Origin of the sequence: Mucilaginibacter oryzae (genome assembly GCF_003148845.1) — a bacterium.
In the GTDB taxonomy this organism is placed as follows: domain Bacteria; phylum Bacteroidota; class Bacteroidia; order Sphingobacteriales; family Sphingobacteriaceae; genus Mucilaginibacter; species Mucilaginibacter oryzae.
Window position 1 is genome coordinate 33,732 of sequence record NZ_QGHA01000012.1, and the last position, 17,841, is coordinate 51,572.

Sequence of the window (17,841 nt, forward strand, 5' to 3'; positions counted from 1 at the left end):
CTATACCGTTAAAGCGTTAATAATCCACAACGATTATGAACCATTGTTTAAAAATCTATTGTTGAACCGGCAACATTGTGGCATAAATTTTCGTTGTGCTTTATAAAACATTAACCTATGAAAAAAATAAGTAACTCACTGCACGCCAAAGTGCACAAGTGGATCGACGCGATCGGTTTCAGGCTGAATACATCGCAAACAGATAACAGGAACAAGATAACCACCAATCATTATTTTTTTGAAACTTTTAACTTCCTCGAAAAATCAAAAAAAGGTCATCCTGAGTACACCCGGATTTTATGTTTTGATGCCTACGGTGAAAAAATAAACGTGAAATCGCTGCTTGATCTGCAGGTTGCTTTTTTCGAAAATATAAGCCAGTTAAAATAAACCAGGATATTTTCCGGCTTTCACATAACCTTATGCCGAAAACGTATGGGTAGGCCGGTAATCTGTACCTCCGGGAGATATGCTACTAATCAACGTTGTTCATCAAAAGTAGCCAACAGGTTTACATTTGGATCAATTTTAATCTCTGTTGGCCTGGCCTTCATTTTATAGTGAACGGTAGTTGATTTATCTTTTACCGTAAGCGTCTGCAACTCGCCGTCTATCCCGATTTCTAAGGGGAAGTGGTAAATATAGTCCTGGTTTTGCAGTACATTGATGGCAAGGCTGCCTGTTTTATCATCCCATGTCCAGGCAACAGTTAGTTTGGGATGCCCGGCCGTGTGGAGCCATTGTGTAAAAAACTGTTTCAGGTCTTTACCGCTCGTTTGCTCCATTACCCGCCTCAGGTCGTCTGTGTTGGCATTGCCTCCCTGGTATTTAACGTAATAGTTATGTACACTTTTCCAAAAAATATCGTCGCCCAGTTTTCGCCTGAGCATGTGCAATACCCAGCCTCCTTTTTCATAGCTATTGGCGTTCAGTAACTGCATGTAATTGGTTTTAACCGCGGTGTCAACAACCGGGGTCAGGCGGTTCTGTTCAAATTTGATCACTTTTTTCCTGTCGGCAATAAGTCTTTTTTTCAGGGTATCTGCGCCGTATTTATTTTCAAGATACAGGTTAGTCATGTAGGTTGCGAACCCTTCGCTTAGCCACAGGTGACCGAAGCTTTTTTCGCTGGCACCGTCGCCAAACCATTGGTGGGCTATTTCGTGCGCCATCAGCTCTTCTATGCCGGGCGCACTAACCGATTCTTCGAAATAAAATATAGCGCTCGCGTTTTCCATGCCGCCAAATATGGTTTTTGATTGCACGTTTGCCAGCTTTTCATAGCTGTATGGGCCAACATTTTTGATAAAATAGGGTAAAATATCTTTAGCTACCGCGTAGTTTTTAAACCCGGTTTCTTTGTTCTCCGGGAATACATAGGTAAATACCGGGATCCCGTTAACATCTCCGGGGTGATCGATAGCAAATTCGGCCACACCGATAACCATTACCTTGGTGGGTAGGGCTACGGTTTCAACCCATTGGGTGAGTTTCATTTTTCCGGGAAGCTGTTTTTCGTCGGTTTTTAATCCGTTCGATACCACGTCGTAATGATCAGGCGCGGTAACAATAAAGTCAACCGGCGCTTTATCTGCAATGTTATCCACACAAGGCAACCAGTTATGCGCGCGGTTAGGCCAGTTATCGCCAAAAAAAGTACGGTGACCAAAAGCGTTTGTTGATATAATTAACCCATCGGCCGGCACGCCGCTGTAGGTGATGGTGTAATTGCGGGTGTTGCCTCTTAGCGCATGGGTGTTAATTTTTAGTTGTTCCTCATCCTGCGTAAAGTTTACCGGTTTCCCGTTTTCTGTTACAGCCGATACCAGCATGCCCTTTCCTTCAGCATTCTTTTTTACCAGGTCGAAGTTAACGGTGGCGGTATTGGCTAAAAACTTAGCGGTGATTGTAGCCTTGCCTTCAATATGATTATCGGCATCATTTAGTTTAATCTCAAAGGTGTAATGTTTAACATCAATAGGGGCACCGGGTACCTGGGCAAAGGCCGGAATGGTAAAAAAAATTGTTGTTAACGAAAAAAGAACGGGAAAAATCCTGCGCATAAGCTTCCTCAAAATTGAATTGTACGGCAACAAAGCTAATAAAAACAGGCTTTTACTGCCTTTGCGCCATACTTGTTTTTTCAAATAACTAAAAAGTTATATTGACCCCGGTGGTAAATAAAAAATAAAGGCCATCCATTTTTGAGTTGCTTACATAATCAACCTGGTTAAACGGCTTGATAAGATAGGGGGTAAACAAGAGCTGAATTTTATTGATGTTGTAGGTTACCGGTAACGAACCGCTAAAGGCCAGTAACTTATATTGTCTTACCTCGCGTTGGTTTTGTTGTGTTACAGTTTGGGTAATAATGGTTTGTTTGGGCTGATTCGGAAACAGGATGTTGATAGGGGTTTGACTCTGCGGAACATCCACCGAGCGGGTAACCTGCGATTCGGTGTAATAGGTTTGATAAAAAGATTGTGTACCGGCATACAGCGTAGCGGTAGGAGTAACCTTCAGTCCGCTTTTTTGATCGGTACCGGTTTTCAGCGCGAAAATTTCTTTAGATAGCTCGGCTGTGTTTACCACGTCATTACTATTGTTTTTGTTAAAACGGTAGCTTATGCCAGCCGTTAACTTTACAACGTCGTCAGGATTGGCATATAATTGTCCATCCAGGGTGGCATTAAACGACGATAGGATAATAGGGCTGCTCGCGGTAATAAAATATTTGGTTGCCGATACGTTACCACCATAGTACCGTTTAGCGTCAAAGGCGAAAACGTACCCGGGTGTAACACTTAGCCCCTCGGTGCCTGATTTTGAACCGTTTAAATCAAAATAGCCTATCGCACTAATAAAGAGGCCTTGCTTGCTAACCAGTGTTAGCGATGGCAATAACACAGGTACACTACTTTCATCACGACGGCCAGCATAAGTGAGATTTGAGAGATACTGAACACCCGCGTTTACAAACAGTTGTTTAGTTTTTGCTACCGTATCTGTTTTTTGCTGAGCAAATGCAGCAGGCCCGGCCAAAGCCAGTAACAGGAAAAGTTTAAGTTTTTTCATAGCGAGGGGATAATAAAAAAAGGTCCGGATAATCAAAAAGGCCGGTTCCGGCCTTTTTGATTTAGTTGTATGTTAACGATATTACTGTTTGGTAGCGCTCAGTTTGGATGAACCGCTGCCTGATGTTTTAACAGTCACTGTTTTTTTACCCACTTTAGCGGCAGTATTTGAAGAACCGCTACCTGAAACGGCCGACCTTAAACTTTTTGCGCTAACAGCTGTATTGCCTGAACTGTTAAGGTTGCCGGATGAAGTAACGCTTACATTTTTGCTGATATTATCAATGCCATTACCCGCAGCAACAACTGTATTACCGGCTGTGGTAGTAGCACCTGCTCTTAAAGCGGCGGCATTAGTGCTCACTTTTTCGGAAGTGTTAGCGGCAACACCTTCGGTAGTGTTTAACGCTTTTTGTCCGGTTGTTGTAACGCCAGTTGTATTCAGGTTGCCTGTAGCGTTTGTGTTGCTGTTAACGCCAGCCTGTGCTGCTGTTGAACCGGCAGTGGCGTTCACTGTTGAAGTTACGCCGGTACTTACATTTGCAGTCTGGTTAACGGCTGTACCAGCTACAGCCTGGTTTGTTGTAGCCTGTGTTTGGGCCGCTGTACGTGCAGCCACATTTTGGGCCTGAGTTGCAGCCTGGTTAGTTACCGTAGAAGTAGTATTAACAGCTTTTTGCGCTATAGAAGCCGCGTTAACTGTTGGAGTAGCCACTTTGGTGGCAATTTTTGTTGCTGTTGTTGCACCAATATTAACCTGTGCCGAACTAACTTTAAAGGCAAATAATGCCGCGGTAAATAATACCGGTTTCATTAAACTTTTCATGGTCTAAATATTTAGTTACTAATACATTACGGGATGCCATCGGCTTTCCCGCTTGTCTGTAGTACTAAATCAAACCAAATGCCACTGCATCGCCAATGACTTTTTCATGACTTTTAAACACATAGGGTGTGGAATTGTGTATCATAAATTATACACTTGTTCACTTTGTTCATCAGCCGCTTTTGCAAATCAAAACGCCGCTTGTTTTGGCAAGCGGCGTTCTTATTCATTCGGAGGCGTATAATTTATGGGGTTAATCCCCGGTCATCTTCTGCCATTAGTAAAAAGCCATATAGCATTAGCCCTGATATAATCAACAATATGCTGAAAAATGCTACTACCATGCGAATAACCGTTTTTCTCGAAATATTCACCTGCATTTTCAGCATCTCAGGGATTACATCTTCGGCATCCGGCGCATCATGTTGGCCATAGCTGCCGGGTTGCTCATTTGTTTCATCACTTTTTTCATATCGTCAAACTGCTTCATTAAGCGGTTAACCTCCTGGATATCCGTTCCCGATCCTTTGGCTATACGGTTACGGCGACTTTGGTTGATGGTTTCAGGATTAGCCTTTTCAAATGGCGTCATGGATTGGATAATGGCCTCGATAGCTTTAAAGGCATTGTCATCAACCTCTACATCCTTCATCATTTTGCCCACGCCCGGTATCATGCCCATCAGATCTTTCATGTTACCCATTTTTTTGATCTGCTGGATCTGGCCGTAAAAGTCGTTAAAGTCGAATTTGTTTTTGCGGATCTTTTTCTGGAGTTCGGCGGCCTCTTTTTCATCAAACTGCTGTTGCGCACGTTCCACCAATGAAACCACGTCGCCCATGCCCAAAATTCTCGATGCCATACGATCGGGGTGGAAAACGTCCAGCGCTTCCATCTTCTCGCCGGTACCGATAAATTTAATCGGCTTGTTCACTACCGATTTAATAGACAGCGCCGCGCCACCGCGGGTATCACCATCTAATTTGGTTAATACCACACCTGTAAAGTCCAAACGGTCATTAAACACTTTGGCTGTGTTCACCGCGTCCTGACCGGTCATCGAATCTACCACAAACAGGATTTCATGAGGTTTAACTGCAGATTTAACCTGCTCAATCTCCACCATCATGGCCTCATCGATAGCTAAACGACCGGCGGTATCGATGATCACCACATTTTGGCCGTTCTGTTTAGCCAATGCTATACCTTCGCGGGCAATAGCAACCGGATCTTTCGATTCGCGGTTGGCATAAACCGGTACACCAATCTGCTGGCCCAATACTTCCAGCTGATCGATAGCAGCCGGGCGGTAAATATCATCGGCAACCAGTAATGGTTTTTTATTGCGCTGTGTTTTTAAGTAGTTAGCCAGTTTACCGGTAAAAGTAGTTTTACCGGCACCATTTAAACCCGCTATCAGGATAATGGTAGGGGTGGCCGGGAAATTAAGATCGGCTGTGGTACCGCCCATCAAAGCGGTAAGCTCATCATTCATGAGCTTGGTAAGCAGCTGGCCCGGCGAAATTGATGTTAATACATTGGCGCCAAGCGCTTTTTGCCTCACATCATCGGTAAATGCTTTGGCGGTTTTATAGTTTACGTCGGCATCAAGAAGGGCCTTGCGGATTTCCTTCATGGTTTCGGCCACGTTTATTTCTGTTATTGTTCCCTGCCCCTTCAGGACTTTAAACGCCCTGTCGAGTTTATCCGAAAGATTTTCAAACATTATATTAAAAAACTTTAATCTTTTTTATAAGGATACAAAGGTATGATTTTGAACTATATTAACTCAATTAGTTGGCAGAATAGATGGGGTGAAATTGCTTTATGCAGAAATGATAAGAATACCTTGTCACAAAGAAATTGTCAAAGACGTCATTGCGAGAAGCAATTGCAAACCATACAGGGCGTACCAGCTTCCGTGCGATTGCTTCGTACCGCAATGACGTTATTTCCCTTGTTAAGGTTAATATATCAACTTATACCCCCGCCCCCGAATATTCAAAATATTTACCGAAGGGTCTTCCTTCAGGTACCGCCTTAGCTTGGTGATAAACACATCCAGGCTGCGCCCGCTAAAATAATCATCGTTTTGCCATAAGTTCAGTAATAACTCGTTCCTGTCAAGTAAACGGTTTTTATTCATGATAAGCAGATTTAATATTTCACTTTCGCGGGTGGTAAGTGCGCGGCGGTTTCCCTCCAAAACCAGCTCGCCTTGCGGGTAATAAAACAGATACCGTCCTATTGCTGTATTACCTGTACCGGCTTGTTTAGTTATCAATAATCGGTTTTTACTTAATAAAGCACGGATGCGTATAATCAATTCCTCCAAACTGAAAGGCTTTTTCAGATAGTCGTTGCCGCCGCTTTCAAAGCCCTCAACCACATCCTGCGGTAATGAGCGTGATGTTAAAAATATGACAGGCAGTTCGGTATCCACATTCCTGATCTGTCGCGCCAGGTCAAAGCCGCTGCCATCAGGCAGCATCACATCAAGCACAATAATATCCGGCTTGTTACTGAAATAAATAGTCCGGGCGGTAATAATGGTATCGGCCAACACAACATCAAAGCCGCGCGATTGCAGGCTTTCCTGAACAATTTCGGCCAGTACGGGTTCGTCTTCAACCAATAATACTTTGATGCTTTTTATATCGGCCATGCTAAATTAACTGTTGTTCCTTTATCTGGTTCGCTTTCAATTTTGCACCAGCCGCTGTGCCGCTCTACTATGCTTTTTACATAGCTTAAGCCCAGGCCATGGCCTTTTACTTTGTGCTTTCCGGTGGGTACCCGGTAAAACTTTTCAAAAACCAGCGGCAGATCATTAGCGGCTATACCTACGCCATCATCTGTTACAGCGATGATTAAAAAGTTATTCTTTAGGCTTACATGAACGTTTATGTACATATCTCCATCCTTTGAATATTTCACCGCATTATCGATAATATTATTGATCGCATGCTGAAAATACAGCCTGTCGGCTTTAACTATCGATAAGCCTGTGCTGTTGTTATAAAGCCAATGTATTTTTTTACCAGGCAGAGCGGATGTGTTGGTTAGCAGGTATTGTATTTCGGTATCAATATTAACGGGTTCGGGTTTGATATTGAACCCGCTGTTTTCATGCACGGCTATGTTTAGTACCTTATCCACCAAAGCGGATAATTTATCCAGTTCATTTTTGGAATGGGAGAGGTAGCGTTGGGTTCGGGTGGGATCATTGAGCACACCGAAGCCGCTCAATGCCTCAATAGCCGCCGAAGCCGTGGCAATAGGAGTTTTAAATTCATGGGTAATGTTACCGATGAAATCATTTTTTATGGCTGACAGCCGTTTCTCCCGCAACAATAGCCTTAATAAATAGATGAGGCTAAATGCCACAACAGCGATAAGCAATAACGAACCTGCAAACATATAACCCGTCCGCGCTATCACGTAAGTAAAGGGGTTGCTGAACAATGCCCGTACAAATTGCTGTTTAGAGTTCTGTTGATAGGTAGGATAAGATTTGGTGATGATAGGAAATTTATCCAGCAATTTTTTATCAAAATGGCTTCTGTTAAAAGTGCTGTCTCTCTCTCGTAAATAAAACCCGAAGGGAATATTGATGCCCCGCTCATTAAGATACTTTTTTAGTACCGGTCTTAACCTAACTGTGTCAAAATCATATTTACTTACCTCATCAACCATAAATGCGCCCAGATTTTGGGTGCGGTAGTAAACTATGTGGTTTTGAAGATCTTCGGTGCGCAAATTATAGGCAAAGCGTTTGGCAATTACCCATTTAAAAGCAGTATCGCCTGGCATCACAGCTTTATTAATTTCTCTGAAACTCACCGACGAAAACTTAAATGCGTCTTTAAGTCTGTGCGCGTTCGCTATGGTATAGATCTGCCCGTTCTTCGTACTATCCCATTTGCTGGTTATCCTAAACTCTGAGGTATCCATCAGGTGTTTTGCAATAAGCATTTGTATAGTATCGCAACGTAAACTAAACTCTTTTTTTAGCGCATCTTCAAAAGCCATATTCACTTCCTTTTCAAATGTGGCCTGGTTTACGGCGTAGTAATTTTTCACCCAGTAAAATTGGAGTAGCAGCACCATGGCAATAGCACTGGCGCAGATAACAATTATCAACCGGGCATTTTTCTGCATCATCAAATGTAAAACATCGGTTTTAAAAGCAGCCTGCCGTTAACATAATATAACGTTAGTTAACCCGGCCGATAACACGGTTTTATTTTCCGGTACAGCACTTTTGTGGGATAATCTATACAAGCAATGAAAAAAATCCTATCCTTTGTTTTATCTGCCCTTTGTTTTTCGGCAACGGCACAATCAAGCTTAAACACCGGTGATGTTATGCCTGCTATCACTATCAGTCCCGTCATTAATGCCCCGGTTACAAAAATCAATTTTATGGGCAAGGCCCGTACCCCATTTTATATTTTAAACTTCTGGGGTACCTGGTGCAGCCCCTGCATCCCCGAAATGGACGCCCTCGCCAAACTACAAAAAGCCAACGAAGGGCGTGTGCAGATCATCGGTATTTCGAATGATCCGGTTAATCGTTTGAAAAAGTATGTTAACAAAAAACCTTCAACATTATGGCTGGCCAGTGATACATCTTTCTTTTTATATAAAGCGTTCGGCTTTTCATATGTAGGGCAGGCAGCTATTATTAACAGCAAGCACCAGGTGGTTGCGCTTGTAAAAACAGATTCGGTTAACCAGCGGTTGATCGATAAACTAATTAGTGGGAAACCGCTTAAATCATCGGCTGAATTAAAGGGTTTGCCGGTAATTACCCATAATGATGTATTTGGCGTAGACAGTACTTTGTCTGAAAGTTTTACCCTCCGGGGTTATATGGCCGGTCAACAAACCATGGGTAAGCATTATTTAAACGCTCCGTACCTTGGCCGGAGGGTAAGTTATATGAATGTTTGTGCCGAACTTTTATATAAGGAAGCCTTCGGTATCACATCGCCAAAACAAGTTTTATATGAAGTTGACGAAAAAGCGGTTTGTGATTTTGATAATAAAGCTACCCGCTATTGTCTCGACCTGTTGGTTAAACCTGAAGATAAAGACAGCCTGTATAGTATTATGCAAAGAAAGCTATTGGGGACATTACCTATAAAAGCCCGAATAACTGAAAAAGTTATACCCGTTTATGTTTTGAAAACAAACCCGGCACAAAAGCTTAATTTTAACATATCTACCCAAAGCAAAACGGACTACAGCTTTAACGGTAATGGTTATGATGGCATTGCCGTAACCTTAGAAAGCTTCGCCACAAATTATTTAAGCAATGAGTTTGACCTGCCGGTAGTTGATGAAACCGGGCTGAAAGAGAAATACGATATCAAAACCATGGCAGATATGAGTACGCGTGGAGCAGTGCTGCAGTCTGTAAACAAACTCGGCCTTGTGTTGAGCAAGGCCGGGCGTAAAATGAAAGTATTGGTGTTTTACAAATAATAACCTTTACGGGAACCTGTATAGCATCCCCAGCCCTATGCCTTCGTAGCCCTGGGCCTGGTCGGAGGTGTGCCTGTCGTACAAAAATGTACCGTTTACCGTAGCGCTGATCAGCCGGTTAACTTTGGCGGTTAGCGTTAAATCAATACGGTGGGTGATAAATTTAAGTTCCTGCCCGTAAGGGATGAACAAGGCGTAACGGGTATTGAGGTGTATGTTTTTGGCAATATCCTTATCAAGCAAAGCCACCACCTGGAACGCGAGATCGTTCTTTATCGTTTTCAGGGTATCTACACCATAGTTATCCGGTTTGTAGCGTTTAATATCATGATCCAGCACAAAAGTTTGACGGGCTGTACCTGTGCCTAAACGCAAATCGAACCAACCGGTTGGCTTGTACTCAAAACCGAGCGACTCCGTCAAATAACCCGGCGACATGAAGTTGGAAATATACTGCGCATCAAACTTACCGTTACCCAGATCAACATAGTTAAAACCTTTATCAAACTGCGATTCGAAGGTAAGCGCTCCGAAAAAGTACCAGCTTTTTGATAATTGCGAGGCTACCTTATTATCAAAATAAATACGGTCGTTGGTTTTACGCTTGCCCTGGCCTTTGTTTTTAGATACGCCGTAAGTGAGGTTCAGTTCTGATACGTAGCTGAACGGGGCCTTGTTATATTCGGTATGGTATATAAAGTTCGATCCTAAGGCTACCGCGCTTACACCACCTGCACTGTAGTTGTTACTAAATGCCGATTGACTAAAGTTTAAGCCAAACGTAATGGCCTTTTTCCAGTAATTAATTTTATAATCAAGCATGCTTACAGGCACCTGTTCGCGTTGAATTTGTACGGGCCTGGAGCGTGTGGGGATAGCGTTTTTCCGGGAGTCGATCCGGTATTTGTTAAGGATGGCGGTATCAATTTTAACCGTATCTTTTTTAAGGGTATCTGTTTGTGCATTGGCAGAGAAAGCGCACACTACTGATAGTATAATTAACAGCAGTACCGGTTTTGTTTTTAACATAGTAAACAAATTAAAGCAAAAAATCTCCTTTTTTACCTACAATAAACAAAAATGTTGGCTGTGTGTTTAACGGGCCTGGCAAATATCGCGGCAAAAATACTTTAAACGATGGATACTAAAATGAAGGCTTTATTAATATTGTGGTATATCGCCTTTACCCAAAGGCTGCTTATCGGCTTCGGGCGTAACAAGTGGGGATAGCGAGTATGAACGCTTGCCGCTATACTTTAAAAAACGTTTGAGGTTTGTTTTGATAGAAGCGATAAACTCATAGTCGGTGGCGTTTTTTACCTGGAAATAGCCCGGCCTGTACCTGATCATGAACTGGGTAAGCTGCTCTCCCTGCAGGTTGGTAATAGCGCCTACGTAAGTACGGTTAAAACGATAGTCGATAACGCTTTGCTGATAATCTTTTTCGATGGTTTCGCGCAGGTGCGCCGCGTTACGGCCACTGCGGCTCAGGGAATTCCAGATGGCATCGATACTTAACCCCGCTCCGCCCGGTCCGAAGCTTAGCAGGTCCTGGTTATTTAGCGGGCCGAATACTTTGGTATAATCGTTTTTGGTTGCTGCCAGCTTTTTTTGCGGGTTCATCAAGGTATCGCGTACAATAACCTCTTTAAGCTGTATGGCCTTTGGTTTCATGTAAACAGCCAGGGACTGGGTATTTGGTACCTTCAAAGTATCCGGATGGTGATCAAATTTAGTAAAAACCAGTACATCGCCGGGTTGGGCCTCTATAGAGAATTCGCCTTTAAAGGTATTGTAGATGGATTTGCCCGTGGTGATGTTTTGTACGTTTACTTTGGCAATACGGTCTTTACTGTCTTTATCAAACACAACGCCGTCGATGGTTTTTTGCTGGGCAAAAACAACCGCGCAGGGTAGGGTAAAACATAGTAACAGCAACCAGAATTTCATCAGGGATGCAAATTTATATGTTATACACGGGGTAATCATTTATTTAACAACAATTAACTATTGGGGGATAGAGTCAAGACACCAGGAAGCAGGATGCAAGACAAGGCGAAAGATATTCAACCTCTTTGTTCTTGATTCATGACTCTTGATTTCCTGCCTCTAAACCTTCTATTTTACTACTACCAGTTTCTGGCCAATTTTGATGCCGTTGTCGCTCATGCTGTTCAGCGCTTTAAGGTCATCAACAGTTATTCCAAAACGTTTGGAAATGTTGTATAGTGTATCGCCTTGTTTTACGGTGTAAATCTTGTCGTCGGGCGGGGTTTTGCTCAGGGTATCCCGAGCCGGGGTGTTGATGGTGCTGTTAATCTGGCTTAGTACGCGGTCTTCGCGTTTAATTTTGGCTATCTCGCCTTCCGGCCGGTCGTATTGTGTAAGATTATATTTTTCAATGATATTAATCAGCAACTCCGGGTATTTAGGATTGGTAGCATATCCGGCTTTTTTTAAACCATATGCCCAGCCTTTGTAATCGTCTTTATCCAACTCAAAAAGCCTGGCGTAATTTTTACGTTTCAGGAAGGCGGAATGGTCGCGAAAGGAATCCTCCGGGTTATCGTACACCCGGAAACAATCGTTTACCTGGTCGTCGTCTTTATAATAACTTTTTCCTGTCCAGTCGGAGGTACATTTTATACCGAAATGATTGTTGGCATATTTGGCAAGGTCGCTGTTACCGGCGCCCGATTCAAACAAACCCTGGCCAAGTGTAATACTGGCCGGGATGCCGTACTGGTTCATTTCCTGTATGGCGATGCCTTTAAAGCGTTCAATGTAATCTAAAGACGTGTACGACCGGTAATTGGCAATAGCATCCTTATTGGCTTTTTGGATGCTGTTATTGTTGCGGCGTGCGTCGCGGCCCGATACCGACGAGGCTTTTTTACGGGTAGAGCACGAGCAAAAGAAGGCCAGGGCCGCAAAAAGGTATATTAGTTTTCGCATTATGCTTAAATCTTATATAGTGGCGTATAAATAGGGCCAAATTAAGATTTATAAACGTAATTATTGCTTTTTGGTTTCTGTGGCGTCGGCGAGCTGGGTTTGCGTGGCCGGGTTTTCGTCAAGCTGGTTCAGGTTGTAATGGTTAATGATGCCTAAAACCTGTGAGGCCCATTTGCGGCTACCGGCATACCCGGCGCGCTGGATCCCTTTTGCCCAGCCTTTATAATCATAATGGGTAAGCGCGTCGGCCAGGTGGCTGAACTGTTTGCGCTCGGTCATGATGCGGGCAAAATCCTGGAAGGATTCAAAAACAGAATCGTAACGTTTGTATGAGGTGCGAACTTTTTTGTTGTGTTTGGTATAAACTACAGTGTTTCCGCCTTTTACTCCAAACTGGTTGTTCAGTTTTTGGGCTATTGTACTGTTGCCGCAGCCCGATTCGTGCATGGCCACACCTAAAACAATGCTGGCCGGGATGCCCGTTTCGTGCATAATACGAATGGCATCATCTTTGAATTTATCAATGTAAGAAGTTGAGGTGTTTTTCTGTGCTGAAGCAGCTAATGTTGAAATCAACAGTGTTGTAATCAGTAAGACTTTCTTCATAATTTATTTTTTTCTGATAACCAATAAGCCGTCGCGTACGGGCAGGATCAGCTTTTCTATCCTGCTATCAACAGCTATCTGGTTATTTAGTTTGCGAATTCCTTCAGTATCGGCATCTTTTTCGGGGCCGTATACCTTTCCCTTCCACAAAACATTGTCAATTATTATTAATCCTCCGGACCTGACTTTGTCAAAAACTAATTGAAAGTAAGTATAATTATTCTTTTTATCAGCATCTATAAACACCAAATCGAAAATATCTTCCTGTAAATCAGCAATAATGGCCTCTGCCTGCCCAAAATGCAGCTTTATTTTATTTTCAACATTTGTTAGTTTGAAGTGTGAATTGATGATTTCCTCCATTTCACGGTTCACTTCGATGGTATGAAGAATGCCGTCGTCCGCTAATCCCTCGGCCAGGCAAATTGCAGAATAGCCTGTGAACGTACCTATCTCAAGAATGCGTTTGGGCTGCACCATTTTGCTCAAAAAACTGAGCAAACGACCCTGGTAATGCCCCGACAGCATATGCGGTTTCAGCACTTTGATATGCGTTTCGCGGTTGAGCTTCTGCAGCGCTTCCGGTTCGGGGTCGCAATGGTCATCTAAGTAAGCCAGTAAGGCATTAGGGAGAATATCCATGCGGCAAATGTACGGAAAATATATTTTAGGCAGTTGCGGCGCTTCTTACTTCATTCCAACCCTTCCTTCTTCTTCACCTCTTTAGTCATCTTGAGTGTTAAAAACAGTAACAGCCCAAGTGCTGCCACAATTGCCGCCCAGATCAGCGGGGTACGGTCTGGTTTTTCCTCCGTAGCCTTTACCTTGTACGCATCGTTCTTAACCACAGCGGCATGTTTAATAGCCGGGATGTTATCCTTAATACTATCGGTAAAAAATTTCAGGTCATATTCCGGCGCCACAGCCAACGAGTCGCCGGCCAAAAGCTGATAATGCTGTTTGGCTTCGAGATAACTAATCAGGTATTCGTCGGACTGGAAGGCTGTAACTTCGCCAATGCTTAACGGCGGGTTATCGCCATTGCTGATTTCGATAAGCAGGTGGTTTGATTTGGCGGCGATCAGCAGATCTGGCGTTTTCACGGATGAAAGTTCGGCCTCGCTGATGAGTTCTTTGCCGCTGTTTACAAACTGATAAACGCTTACCGCGCGTTTGTAATATTTAGGCGCGCTGATATTAAAATGCAGGCGGTTAACCTGGTAATGATCATTAAGCCGGATATCAACATAAGTTGCGCGGTTGCTATCGGCCCTGACAACTTTAACCGGAGTTACAGGCGTATAAGCCTGCGCTGCCGAAACGTATTCGGTGTAAACACCGGCCTGCAAAAACCTGACGGGGCTTTTGTTTTTATCGTTAACCAGTATCTTCAGGTAGCGGTAATTACTGGCCGGGAAAAACAGGGATTGCAGGTAAGTGCCTTCGCTGTTTTGAACGGCTTCCTGCAGTGGTATATCCTCCTGTATGGCAAACCATTGGCTTAAATCATCGCTGCCCAGCAGGCTTACTTTACGTTTAACGGCGGTGTTTTGCAGGCGGATCCATAGCCTGTTGAGTGCCAGGCCGGTTTTATTTTCGATGGTAAACGTTGTTCCGGTATCGGCCGCCGCATGGTTCGCAATCTCCGGGAAAACCAAAAAGCTTTTCTGGCTTTTTTGCGGGAGGCTGCCTGCCTGTATATAAGGAACGAAATTGCCCCGGGCATCGGCAACGCGGATATCCGACAGGTTGGCTTTGGCTTTGGCAACCAACGCGGGCTGCAAAGCGATTCGGTAAAAGCCTGTGCTGTCAATTTTTTGCAGCGGGGCTTTGTATTTAAAGTTTTTTTGTGCCGATGCGGATAATGTCGATCCGCAAAACACCAATAGCAAAAAACATAGCCTATTCATTTTTTGTAGCCTCCTCTTCATCGGCGGTTTTTTTAGCGGTACGCTGGTACATAAAGGCCACAATAAGCAGCAATACACCCAAACAAAAGAAAGCCACGATTTTGCCCCAAACCGGTATGTTTTTAATATCGAACAAAAATAATTTTATTAAAGTAAGCGAGAACAAGGTTAACGAAGCTACGCGCATCATCCGTTGTTTGTACTTCATGCCCAGCCACATCAACGCGAAGGAAAGCAGCCCCCAAAGCACCGGCAAACCGGTTTTGATGTACACGGTTTCGATCCGGTTTATCGAGCGCACCTGGTTATAAAACAGCAGGTTGCTCAGCAGGCTTACCTCTAAACTTAAAAATATCACTACCAAAATGCTTAAACCCCAGGTAAACAGGCCTGTAACGCCAGCGCTGCTGCTTTTTCGGCTTAACCGAATTACCCGGTATAGCACCAGACCAACAAATACGGCGCCTATCCAATGTACCATGAAATGGCTTGCCGGTACTTTTCCGGTTTCGAGCATTACATGCTGCAGGTCAAAAAACTGAGGGGTTAATAACAGGTAAACCACAATACAGGTTAATAACAAACCTAACTTCAGGTTTTCGGTAAAATTGATGACCGCTATTTTAAAGGATGCCAGGTAGTAAACAAAAACAAATACCGGCGTATATACCATCATATACAATACATTCAGATCGGTATACGGGAACCGGTTCAGGAATTGGTGATTGATCTCGAACAGGCCGCTCAAAAACAACAGGATCAGTCCGGTTATGCTGAAAATTCGCCTGTCTATCACCGGCCCCCGTTTGGTTTTTATCGTGTTATCGGCCATTAACACCGCCAGCAGGAATGAGCTGAGCGCCGCGCAAAGTGTGGTAATAAACCCTTTGTTGGCTATTACTGTTAAAGTTAAGGTATGATCACTGTAAATCTGGTACCAATCCATCAGCAGGCTTAAAAGCATGGCTATCCAGAGCAATAACGAAGTATACTTCATTAAGCCGATGTTTGATTTTTGGTAGAGCCAGTATAATAATACCGCTTCCGAAGCCCAGAATATGGTGATGCTATGCCCATGCAACTGGATAGGCGCGGCCAGCGAAATAAAGGTCAGGGTAATACCGATGAGCAGGTAAAGGATATTGGTATCAACCTTACGGTTACGGAATAATATGTACGATAATACCAGGTTTATCACCGCCAGGCTCACACAGAATAATCCGCGGTATTGCTCCTGGTGCATCATGGTGAGCAGGTATAGGCCGACAGCGAAGTAAAGCCCGGTATTAAGCAGCAGGATGGTAAAATCCGAGGCGATGAATTTTTTATTCTCCCGTACGTTATTGGCAACATTCACCGCGAAATAAAGCACGTAAAATATACCGGCAAAAATAAATCCCGTACTATAGGTAGGAGCGGTGAGGGTATACAACACCGTAGAGAAAACAATTACCGTAAAACCGAAAGACACAATATTAAGAATGCGCCAGGCCTTAAAATAGGCAATAATGAGCAAACCTGTATTCAATATCAGCAGGTAAGTTAACAGCCCGCTGTAATTGGCGCTGCCGTTACTTACCATAAACGGACTGGCAAAGCCGCCAACCAGGGCAATCACCGCAAGTTCCTGCTTATCATACAGCAACGATAGCGCTACGGCAAATACGGTGATCACCGTTAAAATAATGAAAGAAGTGATCTGGCTAAATAAATGAAATTGCTGGAAAGCCAGCGTTATGGTAAAATAAAAAACCGCCAAACCGCCGCCTACAAGCACCGAGCTAAATGCCTTATAACTATTGCGGAGCCAATGGGCAAGGCCAATTAAAATACCGCCGCAAACTATACCAACACCTACCCGGCCAACCTTGCCTATCCAGTCGTTATCTATAGCATATTTAACAAAAAAGCCAATGGCCAGTACCAGTATAGTGATACCGATTTTGTTGATGAGGTTTTCGCCGATAAATTTTTCCAGGTCGGGGTGGCGTTCAAAAAACGAGGGTTTGGGTTCAACGGGTTGGGCCGGTTCAAAATCGCGGGTTTTTATAGGGCGATGGATAGGCGATAGGTTATCAGCGATAACTTCGGGCTGCCGCCCAATTTTTGGAGGGGTGGCCGGTTCTGGTTTTATTTCAGGCCGGGCAGGGGGCTGCGGTAAATGAACAGGTTCGGCTGGGGCAACCGGCGGTGGAGGCGGAGCAACAAGCGGTTTGGGAGCCTCTTCTCTTTTTATTTCTTCATGAACTATCCGGGTTGTTTTAAGTTGCTCAACAAGGCGCTTTAAATCAAATATATTTTGTTCGAGATGGCTGATCTTATTATTTAAACTGCCCTTGTGGTTAAGCATCATAATAATGATCACCACCAATAAAAAGACGGCTAATACATCCATAGTTTTAGGTTTGTAAAAACTAAAGGTAACAGAAATATGAAATAAAACGCTATTTGAGAGGATTATGCTATTTATTTAGCTGTGTAATGATGTATGGATAAAAAAAATTTCTACACGAATTTTACGAATTAGCGAATTACACAAATTTTTCTTCTCCATCATGATTCGTGTAATTCGTTTAATTGTGTTCAACTTGCTAAGTATTCGTGTAAAAATTCTTCGAACTATCCTTATCGAGTTTTATTATTTAGCTGTTTAATGGTCATGTTTATAAGAGGGATTTCTACACGAATTTTTACGAATCAGCGAATTACACAAATTTTTCTTCTCCATCATGATTCGTGTAATTCGTTTAATTGTGTTCAACTTGCTAAGTATTCGTGTAAAAATTCTTCGAACTATCCTTATCGAGTTTTATTATTTAGCTGTTTAATGGTCATGTTTATAAGAGGGATTTCTACACGAATTTTTACGAATCAGCGAATTACACAAATTTTTCTTCTCCATCATGATTCGTGTAATTCGTTTAATTTTGTAAAGCTCGCTAAGCATTCGTGTAAAAATTCTTCGAACTATCCCTATCGA

The 17,841-nt window shown here is 43.3% G+C and carries 15 protein-coding genes; 2 read left to right on the plus strand and 13 right to left on the minus strand.

From position 1 onward, the window contains the following. Positions 1-117 precede the first annotated feature (117 nt). Positions 118-390, plus strand: a complete 273-nt coding sequence (locus LX99_RS21455; RefSeq protein ID WP_109609694.1) for a hypothetical protein — start codon at positions 118-120, stop codon at positions 388-390. Between the two features lie 89 nt (positions 391-479). Here the strand turns inward: LX99_RS21455 and LX99_RS21460 are convergent, their stop codons facing one another. From LX99_RS21460 to LX99_RS21485, 6 genes are all read right to left on the minus strand, one after another. Beyond that, complete coding sequence (locus LX99_RS21460; protein ID WP_109609760.1) at positions 480-2,063, minus strand: M1 family metallopeptidase; 1,584 nt, start codon at positions 2,061-2,063, stop codon at positions 480-482. A gap of 88 nt (positions 2,064-2,151) precedes the next feature. Further along, the gene (locus LX99_RS21465) at positions 2,152-3,075 is read right to left on the minus strand and encodes a hypothetical protein (RefSeq protein ID WP_109609695.1); all 924 of its coding nucleotides are present in this window, start codon (positions 3,073-3,075) and stop codon (positions 2,152-2,154) included. 81 nt (positions 3,076-3,156) lie between these two features. After that, on the minus strand, positions 3,157-3,900 hold the full coding sequence (locus LX99_RS21470; protein WP_109609696.1) for a hypothetical protein: 744 nt from the start codon (positions 3,898-3,900) through the stop codon (positions 3,157-3,159). A gap of 397 nt (positions 3,901-4,297) precedes the next feature. Continuing rightward, the gene (gene ffh, locus LX99_RS21475) at positions 4,298-5,626 is read right to left on the minus strand and encodes a signal recognition particle protein (RefSeq protein ID WP_109609697.1); all 1,329 of its coding nucleotides are present in this window, start codon (positions 5,624-5,626) and stop codon (positions 4,298-4,300) included. A gap of 240 nt (positions 5,627-5,866) precedes the next feature. Beyond that, positions 5,867-6,565, minus strand: coding sequence for a response regulator transcription factor (locus LX99_RS21480; protein WP_109609698.1), 699 nt, complete (start codon positions 6,563-6,565; stop codon positions 5,867-5,869). After that, positions 6,553-8,064, minus strand: a complete 1,512-nt coding sequence (locus LX99_RS21485) for a sensor histidine kinase (RefSeq protein WP_109609699.1) — start codon at positions 8,062-8,064, stop codon at positions 6,553-6,555. The genes LX99_RS21480 and LX99_RS21485 overlap by 13 nt, the downstream gene beginning before the upstream one ends. A 123-nt stretch (positions 8,065-8,187) precedes the next feature. Between LX99_RS21485 and LX99_RS21490 the strand changes: the two genes are divergently transcribed. After that, the gene (locus LX99_RS21490; protein ID WP_109609700.1) at positions 8,188-9,390 is read left to right on the plus strand and encodes a redoxin domain-containing protein; all 1,203 of its coding nucleotides are present in this window, start codon (positions 8,188-8,190) and stop codon (positions 9,388-9,390) included. A 6-nt stretch (positions 9,391-9,396) separates the two neighbouring features. Here the strand turns inward: LX99_RS21490 and LX99_RS21495 are convergent, their stop codons facing one another. The 7 genes from LX99_RS21495 to LX99_RS21525 form a co-directional block, all read right to left on the minus strand. Then, the gene (locus LX99_RS21495; protein WP_245927984.1) at positions 9,397-10,419 is read right to left on the minus strand and encodes a DUF3078 domain-containing protein; all 1,023 of its coding nucleotides are present in this window, start codon (positions 10,417-10,419) and stop codon (positions 9,397-9,399) included. Positions 10,420-10,551: 132 nt separating this feature from the next. Then, entirely contained in the window at positions 10,552-11,340 is a 789-nt protein-coding gene (locus tag LX99_RS21500; RefSeq protein WP_109609701.1) for a peptidase associated/transthyretin-like domain-containing protein, read from the minus strand. A 168-nt stretch (positions 11,341-11,508) separates the two neighbouring features. Continuing rightward, positions 11,509-12,345 (minus strand): glucosaminidase domain-containing protein, encoded by an 837-nt coding sequence (locus tag LX99_RS21505; RefSeq protein WP_109609702.1) that lies wholly within the window; start codon positions 12,343-12,345, stop codon positions 11,509-11,511. Positions 12,346-12,405: 60 nt separating this feature from the next. Continuing rightward, on the minus strand, positions 12,406-12,951 hold the full coding sequence (locus LX99_RS21510) for a glycoside hydrolase family 73 protein (protein WP_109609703.1): 546 nt from the start codon (positions 12,949-12,951) through the stop codon (positions 12,406-12,408). Positions 12,952-12,954: 3 nt separating this feature from the next. Next, a complete protein-coding gene (locus LX99_RS21515; RefSeq protein WP_022830141.1) occupies positions 12,955-13,593 on the minus strand; it encodes an O-methyltransferase in 639 nt (212 codons plus the stop codon). Between the two features lie 50 nt (positions 13,594-13,643). Next, on the minus strand, positions 13,644-14,861 hold the full coding sequence (locus tag LX99_RS21520) for a DUF3999 family protein (protein WP_170122762.1): 1,218 nt from the start codon (positions 14,859-14,861) through the stop codon (positions 13,644-13,646). Next, positions 14,854-17,256, minus strand: a complete 2,403-nt coding sequence (locus LX99_RS21525) for a DUF2339 domain-containing protein (protein WP_109609705.1) — start codon at positions 17,254-17,256, stop codon at positions 14,854-14,856. Before LX99_RS21525 ends, LX99_RS21520 begins: the two co-directional genes overlap by 8 nt. Positions 17,257-17,841: the final 585 nt, after the last annotated feature.

Bases quoted from the DNA above. Each gene is read 5' to 3' on its own strand.
- LX99_RS21455 (WP_109609694.1), top strand. From the start codon at position 118: ATGAAAAAAATAAGTAACTCACTGCACGCCAAAGTGCACAAGTGGATC.
- LX99_RS21460 (WP_109609760.1), bottom strand. From the start codon at position 2,063: ATGCGCAGGATTTTTCCCGTTCTTTTTTCGTTAACAACAATTTTTTTT.
- LX99_RS21465 (WP_109609695.1), bottom strand. From the start codon at position 3,075: ATGAAAAAACTTAAACTTTTCCTGTTACTGGCTTTGGCCGGGCCTGCT.
- LX99_RS21470 (WP_109609696.1), bottom strand. From the start codon at position 3,900: ATGAAAAGTTTAATGAAACCGGTATTATTTACCGCGGCATTATTTGCC.
- ffh (WP_109609697.1), bottom strand. From the start codon at position 5,626: ATGTTTGAAAATCTTTCGGATAAACTCGACAGGGCGTTTAAAGTCCTG.
- LX99_RS21480 (WP_109609698.1), bottom strand. From the start codon at position 6,565: ATGGCCGATATAAAAAGCATCAAAGTATTATTGGTTGAAGACGAACCC.
- LX99_RS21485 (WP_109609699.1), bottom strand. From the start codon at position 8,064: ATGATGCAGAAAAATGCCCGGTTGATAATTGTTATCTGCGCCAGTGCT.
- LX99_RS21490 (WP_109609700.1), top strand. From the start codon at position 8,188: ATGAAAAAAATCCTATCCTTTGTTTTATCTGCCCTTTGTTTTTCGGCA.
- LX99_RS21495 (WP_245927984.1), bottom strand. From the start codon at position 10,419: ATGTTAAAAACAAAACCGGTACTGCTGTTAATTATACTATCAGTAGTG.
- LX99_RS21500 (WP_109609701.1), bottom strand. From the start codon at position 11,340: ATGAAATTCTGGTTGCTGTTACTATGTTTTACCCTACCCTGCGCGGTT.
- LX99_RS21505 (WP_109609702.1), bottom strand. From the start codon at position 12,345: ATGCGAAAACTAATATACCTTTTTGCGGCCCTGGCCTTCTTTTGCTCG.
- LX99_RS21510 (WP_109609703.1), bottom strand. From the start codon at position 12,951: ATGAAGAAAGTCTTACTGATTACAACACTGTTGATTTCAACATTAGCT.
- LX99_RS21515 (WP_022830141.1), bottom strand. From the start codon at position 13,593: ATGGATATTCTCCCTAATGCCTTACTGGCTTACTTAGATGACCATTGC.
- LX99_RS21520 (WP_170122762.1), bottom strand. From the start codon at position 14,861: ATGAATAGGCTATGTTTTTTGCTATTGGTGTTTTGCGGATCGACATTA.
- LX99_RS21525 (WP_109609705.1), bottom strand. From the start codon at position 17,256: ATGGATGTATTAGCCGTCTTTTTATTGGTGGTGATCATTATTATGATG.